We start from the raw sequence: 17,430 nt of genomic DNA on the forward strand, positions 1-17,430 counted from the left end.
CGCGGAGCGCGTAGACGGCGGCGTGCAGGTCACCGATCGGCACTTCCAGGCGCAGCGCCGTGTCACCGGGCGCGAACGGGTAGCGGCGCCACCACGTCGGCGCGGAGTGGGCGATCGTCGCCTCCCCGTGCAGCAGGCCGACCAGCCGCTCGGCCCGCTCGGTGACGTCGGCGGGGCCGCCCTCCAACAGCACCACCAGGCTGCCGGCCCGGGACGGGGCACCCGCTCGGCCGGACATCGACGGATGGCGCTCCCGGGCGGTGGCCGACGGGTGACCGGGCGGGTAGGGCGTACGGGGGCGGGGGGTGCCGCCGGGCAGGTCCAGCTCGATGGCCGACGGCTCCAGCCGAGCGGCGAGGATCATCCGGACCAGATCGTGCACCTCCAGCGGCGTCCACACCGGGCGGGACACCCAGAGCCTGCTCGCCGGCACCGGCTGCACCCGCAGGCTCGCCGAGACCAGCACACCGAGCGCGCCCTGGGAGCCGCAGAGCAGGCGGGCCAGGTCGAGCCCGGGCGCGCCGCCGCCGGCACTGACCAGCTCGCCGTCGGCGGCGAGGTAGCGCACACCGAGCAACTGGTCGCAGGGGCTGCCGTGGCGGTGCCGCAGCGGACCGGCCTCGCCGGCGGCGAGGACGCCACCCAGGGTCGCGCCGGGTGACGGGGCGTCCATCACGAGCCGCTGCCCGGTGCGCTCCAGGGTGGCCTGCACCGCCCGCAGTGGAGTGCCGGCGCCCACGTCGGTCACGAGTGAGTCGGCCGGCTCGTGACCGATGCCGGCCAGCCGGCCGGTGTCGAGCAGGATGTCGACCTGGACCGGAGTCGCACCCCAGTCGATCTTCGTGCCCGCGCCCCGGGGCACCACCGCCAGGTCGTGCTTGGCGGCCAGCCGCAGCACCTCGGCGGCGGCGTGCGGACTGCCCGGAACGGCCACCCAGCGGGCCGGTCGCCCCGCCACCTCGTCGGCGGGCCCGGCCATCCGGGAGAAGGGTGGACCGCAGATCGCCGCCAACCGCCGGGTGATCTCAAGGGCTCCGGACCGGCCGAGGGAACTCGCTGCTGCCGCCATGCCGGCCATCGTACATGTGTTCGAAAGCCGTGGTGGCGGAGATCGGGATGCCGCTGGTCCGGCGCGCTGCGGCTGCCGGCCGGTAACGTGGCCGCCGTGACCACCGAGACTGCCCCGCCCGCGGCGAAGCGGGTGCCCAGCGAGCGCACCCACCACGGCGACACCGTCGTCGACGAGTACGCCTGGCTCGCCGCCAAGGACGACCCGGAGACGATCGCCTACCTGACCGCCGAGAACGAGTACACCGACGCGCGTACGGCACACCTGGCCGACCTGCGCGCCGACCTGTTCGAGGAGACTCGCCGACGTACCCAGGAGACCGACCTGTCCGTGCCGACCCGCAAGGGTGGGCACTGGTACTACACCCGGACGGTTGAGGGGCAACAGTACGGAGTGCAGTGCCGCCGGGCGGTCCGCGACGGTGAGACCGACCCGCCGGTAAGCGCGGACGGTGCCCCGCTCGACGGCGAGGAGGTGCTGCTCGACGGCAACCTGCTGGCCGAGGGACACGACTTCTTCTCGCTCGGCGCGTTCGACGTCAGTCCGGACGGTCGCTGGCTGGCCTACTCCACCGACTTCTCCGGCGACGAGCGGTTCACCCTGCGCGTGAAGGACCTGACCACCGGCGAACTGCTACCGGACGAGGTGCCGGACACGTTCTACGGCACCGCCTGGTCGACCGACGCCTCGGTGCTGTTCTACGTGACCGTGGACGACGCCTGGCGGCCGAACCGGGTCTGGCGGCACACCATCGGCTCCGCCGCCGCCGACGACGTGGTGGTCCACCAGGAGGACGACGAGCGGTTCTGGGTGGGGGTGGAGCTCACCCGGTCGGAGAAGTTCATCCTCATCGACATCCACAGCAAGGTCACCAGCGAGGTGCTGGTGATCCCCGCCGGCAACCCGACCGGCGCGCCGGCCGTGATCGCCCCCCGGCGACAGGGCGTCGAATACACGGTGGAGCACCACGGCCACCGTTTCCTGATCCTGCACAACGACGGCGCGGAGGACTTCGCGCTGGCCTTCACCTCGGCGGACGTACCGGGCGACTGGGTGCCGCTGATCGAGCACACCCCCGGCACCCGGCTGGAGGCCGTCGACGCCTTCGCCAACCATCTGGTGGTGTCGCTGCGCACCGACGGGCTCACCGGGCTGCGGGTGCTGCCCGTGGGCAGTGACGACGGGTACGACATCGACTTCCCCGAGCCGCTGTACAGCGTCGGGTTGGACGCCAACCCCGAGTACCGCACCGGCCAGGTCCGGCTGCGCTACTCCTCACTGATCACCCCCGACTCCGTGTACGACTACGACCTGGTCACCCGGCAGATGGTGCTGCTCAAGCAGAAGCCGGTGCTGCCCGGGCCGGACGGGCGACCGTACGACCCGGCCGAGTACGAGCAGCACCGCGACTGGGCGCTCGCCGATGACGGCACCCGGGTGCCGATCTCGCTGGTCTGCCGCGTCGGCACCCCCCGGGACGGCTCGGCGCCCTGCGAGCTGTACGGCTACGGCTCGTACGAGGCCAGCATGGACCCGTGGTTCTCGGTGGCCCGGCTGTCCCTGTTGGACCGGGGCGTGGTCTTCGCGGTGGCGCACATCCGGGGCGGCGGTGAGCTGGGCCGACGGTGGTACGACCAGGGCAAGCTGCTGGCCAAGAAGAACACCTTCACCGACTTCGTGGCGTGCGCCCGGCACCTCGTCAAGGCCGGCTGGACGGCCAGCGACCGGCTGGTCGCGCGGGGCGCCTCGGCCGGTGGCCTGTTGATGGGCGCGGTGGCCAACCTCGCGCCGGACGCGTTCACCGGAATCGTGGCGCAGGTGCCGTTCGTGGACGCGCTCACGTCGATCCTCGACCCGTCGTTGCCGCTGACCGTCACCGAGTGGGAGGAGTGGGGCAACCCCCTCGACGACCCCGAGGTGTACGCGTACATGAAGTCCTACACGCCGTACGAGAACGTCGCCGCCGTGGACTATCCCGCGATCCTCGCGGTGACCAGCCTCAACGACACCCGGGTGCTCTACGCCGAGCCGGCGAAGTGGATCGCCCGGCTGCGGGCGGTCGCACCGGGCGGCGACTACCTGCTGAAGACCGAGATGGGCGCCGGGCACGGTGGCCCGAGCGGCCGCTACGACTCCTGGCGCGAGGAGGCGTTCATCAACGCCTGGGTCCTGGACCGCCTGGGCCGGGCCTGACGGCGGGCGGCGGCGATGACCGACGGGGACGAGCCGGGGCCGACGCCCCGGCGGGCGTCCGCCTGGATGATCCTCGCAGTGGTCGCCGCCGCTCTGCTCGTCTGCTGCTGCTCCGCCGCCGTCGGCCTGTTGATCTCCTGGTCGGCCGGCCTCTTCCACACCCCGACCTGACCGGCCGACGGCTGACACCGCGTCGAAGTGGCGTCAGCCGCGGCCGGCCCCGACCAACGCCGCCGCCTCGCCGGTCCGCACCATCCGCTGCCAGCGCAGCCGGTTGCCGATCAACGCGGTGACCACCGACTGCACCACCACCAGATACATGAGCTGCCGGTACACCAGCTGCTGGAACGGCAGCGCCCACAGTGGGCCGTACCGCTCCCGGTCCAGTCGCAGCGCGTACGCGGCGGTGACCGCCTGGAGCAGCAGCAGTCCCGCCCAGGCCAGGGCGAGGGTCGACCAGGGCAGGAAGAGCAGCCCGTACACGGCGAACACGTCGACCGCCGGCGCGGTGAGCGGCAACACGATCTGGAACACCGTGAGGTACGGCAGGCCGCGACGGCCCAGTTTGCCTCCGGCACCCGACTCGCGCAGCGCGTGCCGGTGCTTCCACATCGCCTGCATCGTGCCGTAGCACCAGCGGTAGCGCTGCCGCCAGAGCTGGCGCAACGACGACGGGGCTTCGGTCCAGGCGATGGCCGACTCCTCGTAGACGACCCGCCAGCCGGCCCGGAGCACCTTCATGGTGAGGTCCGTGTCCTCGGCCAGCGTGTCCGACGGCACCCCGCCCACCCGCAGCAGCACCTCACGGCGGAACGCGCCGATCGCGCCGGGGATGGTCGGCATGCACTCCAGCACGTCGTACATCCGCCGGTCGAGGTTGAAGCCGATCACGTACTCCAGGTGCTGCCACCGACCGAGCAGCCGACGCCGGTTGGCGACCTTGGTGTTGCCGCTGATCGCGCCCACCGACGGGTCGGCGAAGCCCTGCACCAGGCGGTGCACGGTGTCCGGCTGGAACACGGTGTCGCCGTCGACAAGCACCAGCAGGTTCGCCCGGGCCGCCCGGATACCCGTGTTCAGGGCCGCTGGCTTGCCGGCGTTGGCCTGCCGGATCACGCGCACCCCGCGCAGTCGCATCCGCTCGACGATGTCAGCGGTGCCGTCGTCCGACCCGTCGTCCACCACGATCACCTCCAAGGCCGGGTACGCGCTGGCCATCAGGGACCGAACCGTGGCGGCGATGTTCGCCGCCTCGTTGTACGCGGGCACGATCACCGACACCGGTACCCGCACCTCGGGACGGTCCCGGCGGGGCCGGCGGACCCGGCGGACGTGCCGCTGGGCGCAGAACACCTGCACGGCCAGACGCGCCACCCCGAGCACGAGTGCGGTGGCGAGCAGGAAGTTCATCACCTCGGCGGACCAGCGGGCGCCGGTCTGGGTCCAGCGCAGCGCGGTGCCGCTCAGCCGGGTACCAGTGCCCGCCGGAACCATCGACGGCGGGGCGTCGATGCCGGCGGAGACGGTGGTGAACCGGTAGCCCTGATCGCCCAGCGCGGGCAGCAGGCGGTCCAGCGCGGCGAGGGTCTGCGCCCGGTCTCCGCCGCCGTCGTGCATCAGCACCACCGCTCCCTGTCCCCGCTTCGGGGTGGCAGCCCGCACGATCTGGTCGGTGCCGGGGCGCTGCCAGTCCTTGGTGTCCAGGTCGCTGAGCACCGCGACGTGCCCGGCAGCGGCGGCGGCGCGCAACGCGTCGTACTCCGGCCCGGTCAGCGCCGTCGGCACCGAGGAGAACGGCGGCCGGAGCAGGGTCACTTCCCGGCCGGTGGCCGACGCGACCGCCTTGCGGGTCAGCGACAGTTCGAGGTCACGCCGCCACGGCGACACCTCGGCGAGGTCGGCGTGGGTGAACGTGTGCGACCCGATCTCGTGCCCCTCGGCGAGGATCCGCCGGACCAGTTCGGGGTGCTCGTTGACCCGGGCGCCCACCACGAAGAAGGTGGCGTGCGCGCCGTGCCGACGCAGCACGTCGAGGACCTGTGGCGTCCAGCGCGGGTCCGGCCCGTCGTCGAAGGTCAGCGCGATGGTGTGGTCCGGCAACGCCCGGCTGACCGGTTCGGCACGATCCAGCCGTAGCACCGGGCCACCCGAGCCGACGGCGGCCGGCACGTCCGGCGCGGGCCGTGCGGGGGCATTTCCCGAGCCGCCCGCGAGACCGCTCACCAGGCCGTTGACGGTGAGCGCCGCAAGCAGCAGGAGCAGCCCGAGCAGCAGCAGCAGCCAGTGCGCCCGGGGGTCTCGCCGGGCCACATGTCTCGCCATCATCACTGCGGCTTACCGGGCGACCTGCTCGGCTTGGCGGTGTTGCGGCGCTCGTCGCCACGACCCGGTTGGGCGGTGGCGGATGGCGTCCCGGCGGTCGTACCGGCCGTGGTCGGGGATCGGTCGCTGGTCGGGGTGGTGCGCGGCAGCGGCGCCGACGTGCGGGTCGCCGACGACGGCGACGGCGACTCGGCCACCCGGGGCGCGTTGATCCCGTCCACGCCGGCCTCCACGGGGCGCGTCCCCCGGGAGTCGTCCGACCAGCCGGGCAGCGGCACCGAAGTGTCCAGGAAGAGCCCTGCGGCGATCAGGGCGAGGCTGGTGAGCAGCCCAAGGCCCATGGCAGTGCCCATGATGACGGTCAGCCGGCGGCGACGCCCGCTGCCGTCGACGAACACCGGCGGGACAGGGCCCGGTTGACTGTGCATCTGGCAAACTCCCACCGTCACCACGCCGACAACCGGCGTCGGAGACCCGATGGGCCGGGTCTCCGTTGCACACAGCGGCACCGCCACCAGCGGCGTTACATCGACTCAGGCCGTGCGCAGCTCGTCCAGGGCGGTGCTGGCACGCAGGAAGAGCAGACCGACACCGACCGTCACCAGCACCGCCGCCAACGCGCCGGCACCGAGCCAGGCCAGGTGCTCCAGCGGTACGGGAACGGCTCGCCGCATCTCGGGGGTGTGCACGATCCGGGTGTACTGCTCGCGGGTGGCCGGGTCGTCACAGAGCGCGGCCGTGGCCTCGCAGATCGCCGTCGAGGAGACGCCCGTCGACACCTCCGCGACGAGCCCTCGACCGAGCAGCGTGCCCACGGTGAGCGCGAGCAGGATCGCCGGCACGGCCGGCGCCAACGCCTGCCAGGCCACCGAACGGCTCAGCGCGGCGCGGGGCACCCCGGTGGCGACCAACGCGGCGTATGCGCGTCGACGGGCGACGATACCCTCGACCAGCGCGACGATCAGCCCGCCCGTCGCGATCAGGATGGCCACGGCGACCGCGCCGTCGACAAGATCCATCGTTGACAGATAGAAGGGGTTGGCCCCACCGTCCACCCCGGCGAGTCGGCTCTGCTCCCGCTCGAGCTGGTCCTTCGTGGCGAAGTAGGCGCGCTGGGCGGCTGCAGCGCCGCCGAAGATGAGGGCGGCGAGCAGCGCCGCGAAGGTGCGGCTGCCCGCCCAAGGGTCGGCCATCAGCCGGCCCGCGGCGAGCAGGGCCGGGGCACGGCGGGCGTGCCGACGCAGCAACCGCCCGCAGTGGTACGAGATCCAGCCGGTGCCGGTCACCACCCCGATCATCGCCGCGAGCGCCCCCACCGCGAACAACAGCGGCACCAGCCAGGCCAGCTCTTCGCTGTCGTCGAACCGGTGGACCACCGGGCGGATCACCGCGAACGAGGCCACGCCGAACCCGATCAGGAGCCCGGCCCACGGGCCTGGACCGCGCTCGCGGGCCGCCTTTCGGCTCACCCCCAGCGGGCTCGTGGTGACCGTACGCACCATCAGCGCCGTGGCCAGCGCCGCGACGACCGGCAGACCAAGCACCACACCCACCAGCGCGCCGGTCGACGGCAGCACGTCGGTGGGCAGGGCCAGTTGACCTCGCGCGTCCGGCCGGTGCAGCAGATCGCGGCCAACCAGGTATGCACCCAGCCCGACGAGCGTGCCGAGCAGAGCGGCCACGCCCGTCTCCAGCACCACCAGCCGGGTGACCTGCCCGGGAGTGGCACCGGCCAACCGGAGCGCGGCCAGCCGGCGGTCCCGTGCCGGCGCGCCGAGCCGGGCGCACTGACCGGCCAGCGCCAGCACCGGGATCATCAGCATCAGCAACGCGAACGCTGTGCCGCCGCGCAACCCGGGCTCCACCAACAGGGCGTTGTGGTACTGCTCCGACCACCTGTTCGGGTTCTCATCCGTCGCCGCCGGCGTGGGGATGGCCAACACGGTGAGCGCCGCGAGCCCGGCCAGGGCCGCCAGCAGGGCGCTGAGCGCGGTGAGCGCCACCCGGGCGGTGTCGGTGCGGGTGCCGGCGAGCGCGAGGCGGACCAGCGTCGTCGGTCTCACCGGGCACCGCCGGCCAGCGGCACGTCGAGCCCCAGGCCGGTGTGGTCCACCAGGCCGTCCCGCAGCACGATCTCCCGATCGGCGTACGCGGCGATCCGCGGCTCGTGGGTGACCAGCACGACGGCGGTGCGCTGCTCACGGGCTAGCCGGACCAACTGGGTGAGGACCTGCTCGCCGGTGAGCGTGTCCAGTGCGCCGGTCGGCTCGTCGGCGAAGAGCACCCGAGGCTCGGTCACCAGCGCCCGCGCCGTGGCGCAGCGTTGCTGCTGACCCCCGGACATCTCACCCGGCCGGACGTCGGCCACCTCGGCCACCCCGAACCGTTCCAGCCAGGTGAACGCCGCCGTCCGTGCCTCTCGCCGCCCCGTGCCGGCGAGGAGCAGGGGCAGGGCGACGTTCTCGGCCGCGGTCAACTCGGCCACCAGTTGACCGAACTGGAACAGCACCCCGAACTCGGTGCGCCGCAGCCGGGACCGGGCCGCCTCCGACCAGGTGTCGATGCGGTGCCCGCGCCAGGTGACCTCGCCGGCGTCCGGCCGGAGGATCCCGGCCAGGCAGTGCAGCAGGGTCGACTTGCCGCAACCACTCGGCCCGGTGACGGCGACGATCTCGCCCTCGGCCAGGTCGAGCGTCACACCGCGCAGCGCCGGCGTCGGGCCGTACGCCCGAACCACGCCGCGAGCCTGGAGTTGCGTCACGGATGCACCTCCCGGTGCCAGTCGGCGACCCGGCCCAGGGTGGCGTGCAGCCACCGCAGATCCGCGTCGAGGTGGGCGATCGCGAAGTCGGCCGCGACCACATCGCTGAGGGTGGCGGACGGGTCGGTCTTGACCGCGGTCAGCTCACGCAGCCGTGCGGTGTGCGCGGCCCGCTGGGCGATGAGGTACGACCGGGCCCGATCGACGTCGGCGACCAGCAGCGCCACCACGACCTTGGCGAAGAGCGTGCTGGCCACGTACGGCATGGGCGGCTCCACCGTGGACAGCCACTGGTCCAGCGTGTCCCGCCCCTGGTCGGTCAACGCGTACGCCGTGCGATCCGGCCCGGCCACCCGATCCTGCCCGGCGGTCGCCACCAGCCCGTCGCGTTCGAGGCGGCCGAGAGTGGCGTAGACCTGCCCGAAGGCCAGCGGCCGAGCCCGCGGCAGCCGCTCGTCGTGCGCACGCTTCAGCTCATACCCGTGCCGGCTGCCCCCAGCGAGCAACCCGAGCAGAACGTGCGGCGTAGACACCTCGCCCACTATTCACCCAGCGAATACCCAAGTCAACAACCCACCCCCACCCCCACCCCCACCGCGTTGATCATGAAGTTATTGCCCAGACACGCCGAGGTAGGTGGCAATAACTTCATGATCAACCGGGGAATGGGTGGGGCCGGCGCGGTGGGAGGGAGGACGGGAGGGAGGGAGGGAGGGAGGGAGGGGCGGAGAGCTGGGGGTGGGTGGGTTAGGGGGTTTGGGGCCAGGTGGGGATGCGGCCGGTCTGGGTCAGGAGGTGGGCCAGGTTGGGGGCCAGGTTGGGGGTCAGGTTGGGGGGTGGGGTTGGGGTGGGCAGTGGGTCGGCGAAGACGCCCATCTTGCGGGCGGTGGGGCCCAACTGCTCCACCAGCCCGTGCAGCTCCGTCACCACTTCCGGGGCTGGGTGGTACGGCTGGCCGGTGGCGACCGCGAGGTCCCAGCCGTGCACGGTCAGGTCCAGCAGGGCCATGCCGCCGATGACGGACTGCGGCATGCCCATGCCCGGTGACACGCCTTCCAGGGTGGACGGATCGGACCAGGCAGCGACCAACCGGCCGGTCTCCGCCTCGAAGCGGTCCCGCCAGCCGTCGCCCAGGTGGTCGGGCTTTTCGGCCCACTCCACCTGCCGCTTCTCGGCCAGATCCTGGAAGTTGACCACCACCTGGAAGAGATGATTGAGCAGATCACGGACCAGGTAGTCGCTGCACGGTGTGGGCAGCTCCAGCTGGTCGTCGGAGATACCCCGCACCACCTCGACGGTTCGCGGCGCCGCGGCCGCCAGCAGATCGCTAGTCTGAGTGGACATAGGGCCAGCGTATGAGGGTGGTCTTGAACAAATGCGACAGCGACCGCGTGGCGACAGCCGGGGAATCCTCGATCCCGGGCGTCTGCTGCGCGAGGTGCGCTTCCGTCGACACCTGCCGGCGGAGTCGCTGCGCCCGTGGGTCGAGCACTACTGGTTGATCGACTGGGCGCTGAGTACGCCGTTCGAGCAGCGGGTCGTGCCGCACCCGGCGGTGAACGTGGTGTTCCGACGCGACGGCGACCGCGACCGGAACCGCGACCACGACCACGACGGCCACGGCGACCGCGACGGGCCCGAGTTCGGCGAGGTGGCCGGGGTGGGCCGCGACCTGTTCCGGATCACGCTCAGCGGCACCGGCCGGGTGTCCGGGGTGCAGTTCCGACCCGGCGGCTTCCATCCGTTCTGGCGCCGCCCGGTCAGTGAGCTGACCGGCCGTCGGGTGCCGCTGCCCACCGGCCGGCTGTTCCAACCGGACGGCCCGGTGTGCGGGGGCGGGCCCTCGGGACCACCCACGTCGGCGGCGAGCGACGACGAGCGCTGTCGGGCGCTCGACGCTCTCCTCACCGCCTGGCAGCCGGAGCCGGACCCGCTGGCCGAGGAGGCCGTCCGGCTGGCCGAGGCGATCCGCACCGACCGGACGGTGCTGCGCGTCGACGACTTCGCCGCGCGGCACGACGTTCCGGTCCGCCGGTTGCAGCGGCTCTTCCTGGAGTACGTGGGGGTCGGGCCGAAGTGGGTGATCCGCCGCTACCGGCTCCAGGAGGCGGTCGAGCAGGCCGCCGGTGGCCCGCTGAGCTGGGCTGACCTCGCCGCCGACCTCGGCTACAGCGACCAGGCCCACCTGGTCCGTGACTTCACCGCCGTGGCCGGGGTGTCCCCCGCCGCGTACGCCCGCTCGGTGCGCTGAGAGAGCCGAGGGCGCTGAGGAAGCCGAAGGCGCTGAGGAAATCGGAGGAGCTGAGGAAGTAGGAGCTGGCGGATCAGCGGCGACGCAGGACGACCACGGCGACGTCGTCCTGGATCTCCGGTGGGGCCAGCTCCACCAGCAGTCGGGCGCAGAACTGGTCCAGGTCACCGTCGACCGTCGCGGCGACCGTGGCCAGCGCGGCCAACCCGTCGTCGATGGTGGCGTCCCGTCGCTCGATCAGCCCGTCGGTGTAGAAGACCAGCGTGGCCCCGGCCGGCACCACGAACTCCAGGTCGGCCGGGCGCGGGGCGCGGACGCCGAGCAGCGGCGCGGAGTGCTGCACGAACTCGACCTTGCCGTCCATGATCAGCAGCGGTGGAAGGTGCCCGGCACTGGCCAGCCGGACGTGTCCGGTCGGCGGGTGCAGCAGCAGTACGCAGAGCGTCGCCAACTCGTTCGGCAGCAGCGTCCGCATCAGCTCGTTGACGCGGTGCAGGATCTCGCCGGGCTGGTGCCCCTCGACCGCGTACGCCCGCACCGCGTGCCGCAGCTCGGCCATCACGGTCGCCGCGTGCAGCGAGTGGCCGGCGACGTCCCCGATCGCCAGCAGCAGGTGCCCGTCGAGCATCACCAGTTCGTAGAAGTCGCCGCCCACCTCGGTCTGCGCGCTGGCCGGCTCGTAGCGCACCGCGAGGTCCAGGCCGGCCACGGTGGGCAGCCCACGCGGGAGCAGGCTGCGTTGGAGGGTGACCGCGATGCGGTGCTCCTCGTCGAACGAGCGTTGCGCCTCGACGGCCGCCGCCACCGCCTGCGCCAGCTGCTTGAGCACCGGGGTCCGCGCGGTCTGGGTGGCGGTCGGGACCACCACGTACAGCGGGGCCCGGTCCTCGCGCAGTCGGGCGGCGGCGACGGTCACCGTGTCGTCCGTCGGCCAGTCGACGAGCGCCCAGTTCGCCGGGGCCTCCACCCGGACCGTGGCACCGGTGGGCACGCCGGTGTCGTCGACGACCCACGGCACCACGGCGGCCACCGCGCCGGGACCGGCGCAGACGCCGGCGAGGCAGTCACCGTCGAAGGTTTCGGCGATCACCGCCGCCGGGCTCTTGAAGATCTGGGCGGCACCCTCGGCGGCGGCCTCCAGCAGGCGCGCGAAGGTCGGCGCGGCGTGCACGGCCACGGTCGTGTCGGCCAATCCGAGCAGCCGCTCGGCGAGCAGTTCGGCGCGTTGCCGGGCCTGGTAGTAGCGCAGCACGGCCCGGGTGGTGGCGATCAGCTCCTCGGGCTCGATCGGCTCGGTCAGGTACGCGTCCGCGCCCCGGGTCAGCCCCTGGGCGCGGTCGGCCACGTCCACGGCGTGCGCCGACACGTGGATGACCGGCATCGCCGGGTGCCGTGCCTTGATCTGCTCGCAGACCTCGTAACCGCTCAGGTCGGGCAGCCGGACGTCGAGGACCACCAGGTCGATCCGGTCCACCTCGACCCGAGCCAACGCCTCGGCGCCGTTCTCGGCCTCCAGCACGGTGAACCCGGCCCGGGTCAGCCAGCTGACCAGCAGGTAACGCTTGGTACGACTGTCGTCGACCACCAGGATGGTTGTCGGCATGCCGTCCACGCCGTCACGCCCCGCCTGTGGGCAGGGAGAGGGTGAATGTGCTGCCTTCGCCCGGCGCGCTGGTCAACTCCAGCGTCCCGCCGAGCAGGGTCACCAACCGCCGGGCGTACGGCAGACCGAGGCCGGTGCCGCCGACCCGGGTGGCGCCGGGCACCTGATAGAACTCCTCGAAGATCCGGTCGTGCAGCTCGGGAGCGATGCCCGGCCCGGTGTCGCTGACCTCGAACTGCCAACGGTCGCCGTGTTGGCTGGCCCGCAGTCGCACCTCACCGCGCTCGGTGAACTTCAACCCGTTGTGCAGCAGGTTGCGCAGCACCTGGCCGAGCAGCACCTCGTCGGTGCGCAGCAGGGCAGGCGCGGCCGGCTCCTCCACGACCAGTTCCACGTTCGGTCGGGTGGCCAGCGCGCGCAGGGTGCCGCGCAGTTGACCGAAGACCGGCCGCAGGTCGACGTCGGCCAGGTCCGGCTCGATCCGGCCGGACTCCGCCTTGGCCAGGTCCAGCAGTTCGTTGACCAGGTTGAGCAGGTCCGCCGCCGACGAGCGGATCAGATCGATCTGGCGGCCCTGTTCGTCGGTGAGCGGGTCGGAGGCGGAGTCGGTGAGCAACCGCCCGAGGCCGATGATCGCGGTGACCGGGGCGCGCAGCTCGTGGCTCACGTTGGCCAGGAACCGGCTCTTCGACTCACTCGCCGCACGGAGCTGGGCCGACTTCTCGTCCAGCTCGGCGTAGAGGGCGACGACGCCGCGGTTGGTCTCCTCCAGTTCCTCGGTGAGCTGGTTGTAGAGCGCCAGCACGCCGCGGTTGGTCTCGGCCAGCTCCTCGTTCAGCACGGCCAGCTCGTCGCGTTGGCTGCGCACCTCGTCGAGTGCGGCGATGAGCTGCCCGTTCTGCACGGTCAGCTCGTCCAGCGCACTGGCCGGCGCGGTGCGGCCGAGTTCGGTACGGAACTCGGCGAGCCGCTCCGGGGTCGGCGTCGGCGCGTTGGCCGGGACTCGTCGGGACATCCGTACGACCGTAACCCCCTCGACGGTCGACACGCTCAGTGTGTCGACCAGTCGGGACACCGCGCCGGACTGCGGTTGGTAGCGGCCGTCCGGGAGCGGGGACACCGGGGCCAGGTCCGCGCGCAGGTGAAACCGGCCGTCGGCACCCGCGTCGACGTGGAACGAGACGTCGGCGCCGCCGGCCGTTCGCAGCAGGTCCCGGGCCACCTCGCTGAGCGCGGTGGCGATCCGTACCTGGTCCTGGTGTTCCAGGCCGACCACCGCGGCCACCTCGCGCCCGCGCTGACGGATCACGAAGATGTCCTGCTCGACCCGCAGCGCCATCTGGAGCAGCGGCAGCGCGGCCGGCTCCCCGGTCATGCCCAGGACCTCGCAACCAGTACGCAGGCGTCGTCACGTCGCACACCGGCGTCTCGGAGCAGGGTCGCCGCCATGACCAGCGGGGATCGCTCCGCCAGGCCCGGGTAGTCGGCCATCCGCCACCGGTCGACCACCCCGTCGCTGTGCATTACCAGCCGGGCACCGGGACCGAACGGGTAGTCGTACTCCCGGATCGTCGGCCGTTGGTGGCCGGCGATGCCGGGCAGCGACACCAGCCCTCGACGGCGGCCGTCCCCCTCGACGACCACGCCGGCGATGTTGCCCAGGCCGGCGTAGTGCAGCACGCCGGCCTCGGGCATCAGCTCTCCGACGGCGAGCGCGGCGCCCCGGGTGTGCGACATGCTCCGGTGCAGGTGACCGACCACCATCGCCGGCGAGCCGACCGGGGCGTCGCGGAACGCGGCCAGGGCCGCCTCGGTCGCGGCGCCGGCCAGCGGGCCGTGCCCCAGCCCGTCACTCACGAGCACCTGGTGCCGCCCGTCGACGACCCGCACGGCGTAGCCGTCGCCGCTGATCGTCTCGCCGGTCAACGGTCGGGTGAGGGCACCGGCCCAGGACGGCCGAGCCGCCTCGGCCGGCCAGACCTGCACGGCGAGGACGGTGCCCCGGCCGGGCAGCGAGTATCCGTCGAACCAGCTGGCCTGCCGGACGATGGCACCCAGGCCGATGCCGAGCGTGCCGGTGGTGGAGTGCCCGTCCCGGGACGAGACGGTCAGGTCGGCCATGCCGGGCCCGGAGTCGATGGCCACCAGCTCCACGCCGGCCTGCCCGGCCCGGCGCACCGGCCGGAGCAGCAGGACTCCCTCGTCGGCGTGCTTGACCAGGTTGCTGGTCAGCTCGGCCGCGACGATGGCCAGGTCGGCGATGCGCGCCTCGCCCATCTCCACCTGCGCGCCGAGGCGTTCGGCGGCGCGCCGGACGGCGCTCGCGGCGCTGCTGGCCTCCACCCGGAACCAGATGCCGCTGTCGGTGACCGCGTCGGCGTTCACCTGGACCACTTGGTGACCGTGATCCGCGTGCCGGTCTCCGCCGACGTCTCGATCTGGAACTCGTCGACCAGGCGGCGCGACCCGCTGAGGCCGAGGCCGAGGCCGCCGCCGCTGGTGTAGCCGTCGGTCATGGCCAGGTCGAGGTCGGCGATGCCCGGCCCGGAGTCGGCGAACACGATCTGCACGCCCTTGCGTCGGCCGTTGTCCACGACCGTCACCTCGACCGAACCGCCGCCGCCGTACACCAGGGTGTTGCGGGCCAACTCGCTCGCCGCCGTGACCACCTTGGTCTGGTCGACGAGGGACAGCTTGCTGGCCACCGCCACGGCGCGGACCAGCTGCCGGACACGCACCACGTCCTCATCGCTCCGGACCGACTGCGCCTGTGGCTGGCCCAGGTCGATGCCCGCGGTCACGGCGTGGCCGTCTCGGCGTCCAGATCGTCGTCGAGCTGGTAGTCGAGCTCGTCGGCGTGGGCCGCCGCGATCAGTTCCATGCCGCGCTCGACGTTCAGCGCGGTACGGATGCCGTTCAGCGACAACCCGAGTTCGACAAGGGTGATGGCGACGGCCGGACGCATCCCGACCACCACCGTCTCCGCGTCGAGCACCTTGGAGATCGACGCGATGGTGGAGAGCATCCGCCCGACGAAGGAGTCGACGATGTCAAGTGCCGTGATGTCGATGATGACGCCGTGGCAGCCGGTGGCGACGATCCGCTCGGCCAGGTCCTCCTGGAGCTGGACCGCCGTCTGGTCGGACATGTCGAGCTGGATGGAGACGAGCAGGATGTCTCCGATCTTGAGGATCGGCACCCTTTCCATCAGGCGTCCCGGCGCGGCTGGCGGCGGGCGGTCTCCACCCCGTTCAGCCGCAGCACGTGGCGCAGCGCGTCGGCGAGGCTCGCCTTGGTGGCGATGTCGCCGAACTCGATGCCGAGCGCCACGATGGTCTGCGCGATCTGCGGACGGATGCCGGAGATGATGCAGTCGGCGCCCATCAGCCGGGCGGCCACCACGGTCTTCAGGATGTGCTGGGCGACCTGGGTGTCCACCGCCGGCACGCCGGTGATGTCGATGATCGCGTACGGCGAGCTGGTGTCGACCAGGGTCTGCAGCAGCCGCTCCATGACCACCTGGGCCCGGGCCGAGTCCAGGGTGCCGACGAGCGGCACGGCGACGACGCCCTCCCAGAGCTTGACCACCGGCGTGGAGAGCTCGAGCAGCTGCTCGGCCTGGTCGGCGATCAGGCTCTCCCGGGTGCGGACGAAGCTCTCGAAGGTGAACAGGCCCATCTCGTCGACCAACTTGGAGAAGGCGACGTAGTCCTGCAAGGCGCTCGGGCCGCCGGTCTCCTGCACCAGCTCGGCCAGCACGTCCTTGAGCGCGAAGATGCTGATCGTGGTCTCGGTGGCGGAGAAACCCTGCCGGGCCCGCCCACGAGACAGCTCGGAGAGCGCGGCGCGCAGTTCGGCGGCACCTTCGGCGGACAGGTCGATGGTGCCCTGCTCACCCGTGGCGACGATGGCGCCGTGCAGGTCCTGGACCTGTCGGCGCAGCTCCGCCTGGCTCAGCCGGCCTCGCAACGAACTGGTGACGATCTCGGTCCACCGAGTCGTGACCCGCTCGTCCTGCCCGCTGAGCAGCGCGGCGAGCCGACCACTCTCTTCGGTGCTCAACGCCATTTCGAACCCCCTTGACCTGGACCGGGCGGACTCTATCACCGGGGGCTGACCAACTACTTGCCCCGTAGCAACGGAATGACGATGGCCACCGGATCACGGCTCCCGTTCTACCTCCGACCATGGTCGTGGGATACCGTTCCCCCGATAACAGGAGGTCTGGCGAATGTCGTTGACGGTGCACACGGAACAACGCGGCGACGTGGTCGTCGTGGCGGTCGCGGGCGAGCTGGACATGGCCACTGCACCGCAGCTGCAGGACCAGATCACCGACCTGCTCGACAAGGGCCGCAATCGGCTGGTGTTCGACCTGGCGGACGTCTCGTTCTGCGACTCGACAGGTCTGTCGGTCTTCGTCCGCGCCAAGAACAGCTGCGACGAGGCTGGCGGCGTGGTCCGGCTGGCCGCCCCGCAGCGCGGTGTGCTGCGCATCCTTGAGGTGAGCGGGCTGGTCGAGGTGCTGCACACCTACCCGACGGTGGACGAGGCAGTCGCCGGCGAATCGACGCCGGCTTCCTCCTGACCGTCCGCGCGCGTCACTCGTCCTCGACGTAACGGGGACGAGCGATCGCCATGCCCGCCGTCGTCTGCACGGCGAGGGCACCCAGCAGGAACCCGATCGGCGCGGTCCAGCCGCCGGTGGCCTCGTAGAGGATGCCGACCATCAGCGGGCCGAGGGCGGCGATCACGTACCCGGTGCTCTGCGCGAACGCGGAGAGCGCGACCGTCCCCTCGGCGGTGCGGGCGCGTAGGCCGATGGCGGTCAGGATCATCGGGAACGCGCCCTGGCCGATCGCCAGGAGGGCGACCCAGAGCAGCGCGGCGCCGTGCGGTGCGAGCGCCAACCCCAGGTAGGCCAGCGCCGACGCGGTGGTCAGCCCCAGCACCAGCGGTCGCAGGCTGCCCAGCCGACCGGCCAGGGTGGGCATCAGCAGCGCGATCGGCACGCCGAGCGCGGTGACCCCGGCGAGCAGCAGCCCGGCCGACTCCGGGTGGTAACCGGCGTCACGGAACAACTGGGCCAGCCAACCCATGATCGCGTACCCGCTGAGCGACTGCGCCCCGAAGTAGACGGCCATCGCCCAGCCGAGCCGGGTCCGCGCCGGCCGGACCCGCGTCGGCGTGGCGACGGCCGTCGTCGGGGTCACCCGCCGCGCCGCGGCGCG

General features: G+C 72.4%; 18 protein-coding genes. 4 read left to right on the plus strand and 14 right to left on the minus strand.

What is annotated here, in order from left to right:
* The coding region (locus PSH25_RS30845) for an FAD-binding oxidoreductase (RefSeq protein ID WP_238662405.1) at positions 1-1,069 on the minus strand (1,069 nt) is incomplete at its 3' end.
* 96 nt (positions 1,070-1,165) lie between these two features.
* Between PSH25_RS30845 and PSH25_RS30850 the strand changes: the two genes are divergently transcribed.
* Both PSH25_RS30850 and PSH25_RS30855 read left to right on the plus strand, forming a co-directional pair.
* On the plus strand, positions 1,166-3,262 hold the full coding sequence (locus PSH25_RS30850; protein WP_238662406.1) for a S9 family peptidase: 2,097 nt from the start codon (positions 1,166-1,168) through the stop codon (positions 3,260-3,262).
* A 15-nt stretch (positions 3,263-3,277) separates the two neighbouring features.
* Positions 3,278-3,433 (plus strand): hypothetical protein, encoded by a 156-nt coding sequence (locus tag PSH25_RS30855; RefSeq protein ID WP_238662407.1) that lies wholly within the window; start codon positions 3,278-3,280, stop codon positions 3,431-3,433.
* Positions 3,434-3,466: 33 nt separating this feature from the next.
* Here the strand turns inward: PSH25_RS30855 and PSH25_RS30860 are convergent, their stop codons facing one another.
* The 6 genes from PSH25_RS30860 to PSH25_RS30885 all read right to left on the minus strand — a co-directional run bounded on the left by PSH25_RS30860 (position 3,467) and on the right by PSH25_RS30885 (position 9,689).
* On the minus strand, positions 3,467-5,587 hold the full coding sequence (locus PSH25_RS30860) for a bifunctional polysaccharide deacetylase/glycosyltransferase family 2 protein (RefSeq protein ID WP_238662408.1): 2,121 nt from the start codon (positions 5,585-5,587) through the stop codon (positions 3,467-3,469).
* Positions 5,587-6,012: a superantigen-like protein SSL4 gene (locus tag PSH25_RS30865; protein ID WP_238662409.1), complete on the minus strand. Its 426-nt coding sequence runs from the start codon at positions 6,010-6,012 to the stop codon at positions 5,587-5,589. The genes PSH25_RS30860 and PSH25_RS30865 overlap by 1 nt, the downstream gene beginning before the upstream one ends.
* Before the next feature lie 105 nt (positions 6,013-6,117).
* Entirely contained in the window at positions 6,118-7,647 is a 1,530-nt protein-coding gene (locus PSH25_RS30870; RefSeq protein WP_238662410.1) for an ABC transporter permease, read from the minus strand.
* Positions 7,644-8,345 carry an ABC transporter ATP-binding protein gene (locus tag PSH25_RS30875; protein WP_238662411.1) on the minus strand — a complete coding sequence of 234 codons (702 nt, stop codon included), beginning with the start codon at positions 8,343-8,345 and terminating at the stop codon, positions 7,644-7,646. The genes PSH25_RS30870 and PSH25_RS30875 overlap by 4 nt, the downstream gene beginning before the upstream one ends.
* Complete coding sequence (locus PSH25_RS30880; protein WP_238662412.1) at positions 8,342-8,878, minus strand: PadR family transcriptional regulator; 537 nt, start codon at positions 8,876-8,878, stop codon at positions 8,342-8,344. Before PSH25_RS30880 ends, PSH25_RS30875 begins: the two co-directional genes overlap by 4 nt.
* 214 nt (positions 8,879-9,092) lie before the next feature.
* Positions 9,093-9,689, minus strand: coding sequence for a TIGR03086 family metal-binding protein (locus PSH25_RS30885; protein ID WP_274528197.1), 597 nt, complete (start codon positions 9,687-9,689; stop codon positions 9,093-9,095).
* A 31-nt stretch (positions 9,690-9,720) separates the two neighbouring features.
* Between PSH25_RS30885 and PSH25_RS30890 the strand changes: the two genes are divergently transcribed.
* Entirely contained in the window at positions 9,721-10,596 is an 876-nt protein-coding gene (locus PSH25_RS30890) for a helix-turn-helix domain-containing protein (RefSeq protein WP_238662413.1), read from the plus strand.
* Between the two features lie 73 nt (positions 10,597-10,669).
* On the opposite strand, the gene PSH25_RS30895 is transcribed toward PSH25_RS30890, so the two are convergent.
* Genes PSH25_RS30895 through PSH25_RS30920 form a run of 6 tightly spaced genes read right to left on the minus strand, consistent with a single transcriptional unit; the run spans position 10,670 to position 16,267 of the window.
* Positions 10,670-12,199 carry a SpoIIE family protein phosphatase gene (locus PSH25_RS30895; protein WP_238662414.1) on the minus strand — a complete coding sequence of 510 codons (1,530 nt, stop codon included), beginning with the start codon at positions 12,197-12,199 and terminating at the stop codon, positions 10,670-10,672.
* A 13-nt stretch (positions 12,200-12,212) separates the two neighbouring features.
* Positions 12,213-13,574, minus strand: a complete 1,362-nt coding sequence (locus PSH25_RS30900; RefSeq protein WP_238662415.1) for a sensor histidine kinase — start codon at positions 13,572-13,574, stop codon at positions 12,213-12,215.
* A complete protein-coding gene (locus tag PSH25_RS30905) occupies positions 13,571-14,584 on the minus strand; it encodes a SpoIIE family protein phosphatase (protein WP_238662418.1) in 1,014 nt (337 codons plus the stop codon). The genes PSH25_RS30900 and PSH25_RS30905 overlap by 4 nt, the downstream gene beginning before the upstream one ends.
* A complete protein-coding gene (locus PSH25_RS30910; RefSeq protein WP_091395782.1) occupies positions 14,581-15,000 on the minus strand; it encodes an anti-sigma regulatory factor in 420 nt (139 codons plus the stop codon). The genes PSH25_RS30905 and PSH25_RS30910 overlap by 4 nt, the downstream gene beginning before the upstream one ends.
* The gene (locus tag PSH25_RS30915) at positions 14,997-15,407 is read right to left on the minus strand and encodes an STAS domain-containing protein (protein WP_238662416.1); all 411 of its coding nucleotides are present in this window, start codon (positions 15,405-15,407) and stop codon (positions 14,997-14,999) included. Before PSH25_RS30915 ends, PSH25_RS30910 begins: the two co-directional genes overlap by 4 nt.
* Positions 15,407-16,267, minus strand: coding sequence for an STAS domain-containing protein (locus PSH25_RS30920; RefSeq protein WP_238662417.1), 861 nt, complete (start codon positions 16,265-16,267; stop codon positions 15,407-15,409). The genes PSH25_RS30915 and PSH25_RS30920 overlap by 1 nt, the downstream gene beginning before the upstream one ends.
* Before the next feature lie 163 nt (positions 16,268-16,430).
* On the opposite strand from PSH25_RS30920, the gene PSH25_RS30925 reads away from it, so the two are divergent.
* Positions 16,431-16,787, plus strand: coding sequence for an STAS domain-containing protein (locus tag PSH25_RS30925; protein WP_091395791.1), 357 nt, complete (start codon positions 16,431-16,433; stop codon positions 16,785-16,787).
* Between the two features lie 13 nt (positions 16,788-16,800).
* On the opposite strand, the gene PSH25_RS30930 is transcribed toward PSH25_RS30925, so the two are convergent.
* Positions 16,801-17,430, minus strand: a 630-nt coding sequence (locus tag PSH25_RS30930; protein WP_502361368.1) for an MFS transporter, incomplete at its 5' end; no start/stop codon positions are given.

Source organism: Micromonospora foliorum, assembly GCF_022229015.1.
Lineage (GTDB): Bacteria > Actinomycetota > Actinomycetes > Mycobacteriales > Micromonosporaceae > Micromonospora > Micromonospora foliorum.